The organism is Wolbachia endosymbiont of Glossina morsitans morsitans (genome assembly GCF_000689175.1).
GTDB lineage: Bacteria > Pseudomonadota > Alphaproteobacteria > Rickettsiales > Anaplasmataceae > Wolbachia > Wolbachia pipientis.
Genome location: NZ_AWUH01000136.1, coordinates 8,312 through 11,760 on the forward strand (window position 1 = coordinate 8,312; position 3,449 = coordinate 11,760).

1 protein-coding gene and 3 pseudogenes are annotated in these 3,449 nt (G+C 35.1%); 3 read left to right on the forward strand and 1 reads right to left on the reverse strand.

Going from position 1 to position 3,449, the window contains the following annotated elements:
• From WGMM_RS06740 to murB, 3 genes and pseudogenes are all read left to right on the forward strand, one after another.
• Nucleotides 1–224: pseudogene (locus WGMM_RS06740) on the forward strand (hypothetical protein); the annotation flags it as partial.
• Nucleotides 225–455: 231 nt separating this feature from the next.
• A pseudogene (gene hemC, locus WGMM_RS03465) lies at nt 456–1,323 on the forward strand (hydroxymethylbilane synthase).
• Complete coding sequence (gene murB, locus WGMM_RS03470) at nt 1,314–2,174, forward strand: UDP-N-acetylmuramate dehydrogenase (RefSeq protein ID WP_038250158.1); 861 nt, start codon at nt 1,314–1,316, stop codon at nt 2,172–2,174. Before hemC ends, murB begins: the two are co-directional and overlap by 10 nt.
• Nucleotides 2,175–2,603: 429 nt before the next feature.
• On the opposite strand, the pseudogene WGMM_RS03475 reads toward murB, so the two are convergent.
• Nucleotides 2,604–3,449 (reverse strand): annotated as a pseudogene (locus WGMM_RS03475) (Rpn family recombination-promoting nuclease/putative transposase); the annotation flags it as partial.

Genomic DNA, 3,449 nt, shown 5'->3' on the forward strand with positions numbered 1-3,449 from the left:
CTAGTATTAACTCAAGTCTTAATAATGCAGACTGGCTAACTAAACGTGATATTATTAGAATTGAGATTAATTTTGAGGATGTAAACATCGTGTTTAGAGTAAAAGAGCTTCCAGACTCTTTTCATATGGAGAAAAATCAATGCTTGCAATGTTGTTGTAGGGATAGGTATGACGGTTCGCGGTGGTATGACGATAAGGTTTATGCCTTGTTATGCAAGTACTAGAATCCAGTAAGCTTATTTATGCATATAAAAGGTTATTATTTTGTAAAGTCAAAGTTGCTTTTGGTTTTAAGTTAAAGTACAATAAATGCAAAGGCTCATATGATGAATTAAACTGGATCCAAGTACTTGAATGACATTAGAGAGAGGGTAACCGAGGTTCATGCGATACACGCTACCAAAGTGTTTAAGTAATTAATTAAGTTAAAGTTTGGTATTCAAACAGTCGTACATATGCTAGTCAAAATAGGTACCAGAGGAAGCAAGCTTGCAGTTGCCCAGGCTTTGGAAGCAAAAGTTGCTGGATTCTTTTCCTAACTTATCTATTGAAATTGTTAAAATAAAAACTTCTGGAGATAAGTATGCAAACGCAAATCTTGCTGAAATAGGAGGCAAAGGATTATTCATTAAAGAAATTGAGACTGAATTGCTCGAAAATAATATGGACATGGCAGTTCATTCGCTAAAAGATATGCCTTCGTTTTTCTCAGTGGGTTTAACAATTCCTTGTGTTTTAGAAAGGCTAAGTTCATGCGATGCGTTTATTTCTCATAAACACAATAGCCTTGAGTCTTTGCCACAGCAGGCTACTATTGCCACTTCTTCAATAAGAAGAAAAGTGCAGTTGTTAAATGTTAGACCAGATTTAAATATGCTACGTGGAAATGTAACAACCAGATTGCAAAATCAAAGTTTTGATGGAATAATTCTAGCTGAAGCAGGAACCATAAGATTAGAAAAACATCACTTGATTACAGTGCTATTGCCACCAAAAGTTATGTTAAGTGCAGTGGGGCAGGGGGCGGTTTGTATTCAATGTAGAAGTAATGATGTAAAAATTATCGATCTTTTAGAGAAAATTAATAATAATATGTCTTTTATAGGAGTGAAATCAGAGCGCAGTTTTATGAAGATAGTGAATGGTTCATGTTTTACACCACTTGCAGCTTTGGCTGAATATGTGAGCGAAAATATGCTACACCTTCGTTGTATGTTAGCAAGTGGAAAAAATATATACTTCACTGAGCGCACTTCATTTATAGAAGATGCGGAGAAAATGGGTATGGATGCAGGATTAGAGTTGAAATCAAAATGCTTATAAGCTTACCTAAAGTACGTGGAATCTATCGTTATGATGTCTTAATGTCTAAAGCGACGTGGTTAAATGTTGGTGGACGAGCTGATGTATTATTTAAACCATGTGATATTGAAGATTTAACATGCTTGATTAAAAATACTGAACTGCCAGTTAGCGTTATTGGTGCAACATCCAACATAATAGTGCGAGATAGTGGCATTCGAGGAATAACAGTAAAATTAGGTAAGGAGTTTGCATATATTAAAAGTAAGGGTAACAACTCTATTGTAGCTGGGGGAGCTGTGCTGCTCAGCAACCTTGCTCACTTTGCGGGAAATCAGCAGATTAGTGGGTTGGAGTTTCTAGTTGGAGTTCCAGGAACAGTTGGTGGCGGAATAGAAATGAATGCAGGTGGATATTGTAGTGATATCGCAAGTGTTGTACAATCCATAAAAGCAGTGAATCTAGAGGATGGAAACCTATATGAGTTCTCCAGCGAAGAAATGGGGTATTTTTACCGTGGACATAGCCTAAAAGGAAATTGGATTTTTGTTGAAGCTGAGTTTAAAGGAGTAAACTCAGAGTATAAGCTTATACTGCAAAGGTTAAAGGAAGTTATTGAGAGGAAAAATAAAAGCCAGCCAATAAGAGGAAAAACTGCTGGGTGCATATTCAAAAATCCAAAAAACTACCGAGCATGGGAGTTAATTGATAAATCTGGCTGCCTAGGGTTAAATATTGGTGGAGCTAGAATCTCTAAGAAACATTGTAACTTCTTGCTCAATTACGATAATGCAACTGCATCTGACTTGGAAAACCTTGGCAACGAAGTAAAAGATGCAGTAAAGGATAAATTTAATGTTGAACTTGAATAGGAAATAAGGGTTTTGGGTAGCTATTAGATAGTTTTTATAGCTTATGTATATTCGTTCAGGAGAACGGCAAATAAGGTAAACAAGTAATCTAAAAAAATAATCATAGAGAAACCGTGAGGTAAAGTGGTTAATCTTGTAGAACTTTGCAAGAATCTAAAGAGAAAAATAGCAAAGTTATACCAATTCTCATTACTAGTGAATCAAATAAGCGATATTGTAGAGTTATTTAGTTGTGGAGTGAGAAAGAAAGGCAATAGTATGGCCTTTTTTCCATTGTTATCTATCCGTTTATTGTGCAGTGGGAATTAGTATTAGCTGAACGGACACTATTGTTATACTATATCTTATATACAATTGTGCAATATGGACAATGGCATCAAATTTACTAGCGAAATTCAGTGGTTTATGATTGATAATTAAATTTCTTAATTAGTAACCGTTCACACTTAATTTTTCAATCTCACTAATAGAAAGGCCAGCAAATTTGACAATAGTGTTGACATCAACATTGTTAGCCAGCATTGCTTTTGCGATTTCCATTTTTCCTTCGATTTTTCCTTCAATTTTCCCTTCCTCTTTACCGATTTTGATGCCTCTTTCTTCGCCAATTTGGATGCCTTTTTCAGTAGCAAGGTCAAGTCTGTATTCAAGAATGGCTAAGCTACTAAATCTTTTTCATTCCAGCTAAACCTCTCTAATTCATCGTAGGCTAACTTTATTATTGGTGCTTTTTCTGCTATTTTCCTTAAGTCTTCTTCCGTAGTTTCATCTGCATATTTGAAGAAAAATAACCAACGATCCACTATGCTTTCTAGCTGTTCTTCCTTATTCTTAGGAAATTTAGGTAGTTCAATAAATACAAATTGAAAATCTTTTAAGTCATGCTCATTGGTTTTCTCATCTCTTATAGTGTGGCTGGATATATAATCAAGCTTATCAGGAAATAAATTACAATTAGAGATAGCAATAAAGAAAACCTTCTTTAAATCAATGTACTTACCAGATTTATCAGCTTGCCTTGAGTAAGCCTTAGCAGCATATAGTTGAGCTCGTTTTTCGAAGCCTTTATCGCAAGTGAGCTGCATTTCAATCACATACCTAGCCCCACTAGAGTCCCTGCAAAGAACATCAACTATACTTTGCTTATCAGAGGCAATTTCAGGATCCATTATAGCACTGAGGAATTCCACTTCTTGTATAGTATTTATCTCGGTAAACCCTAAAATATCATTCAAAAAATGTATGAGAATATTCTTATTTTTTTCAGTGCCAAAT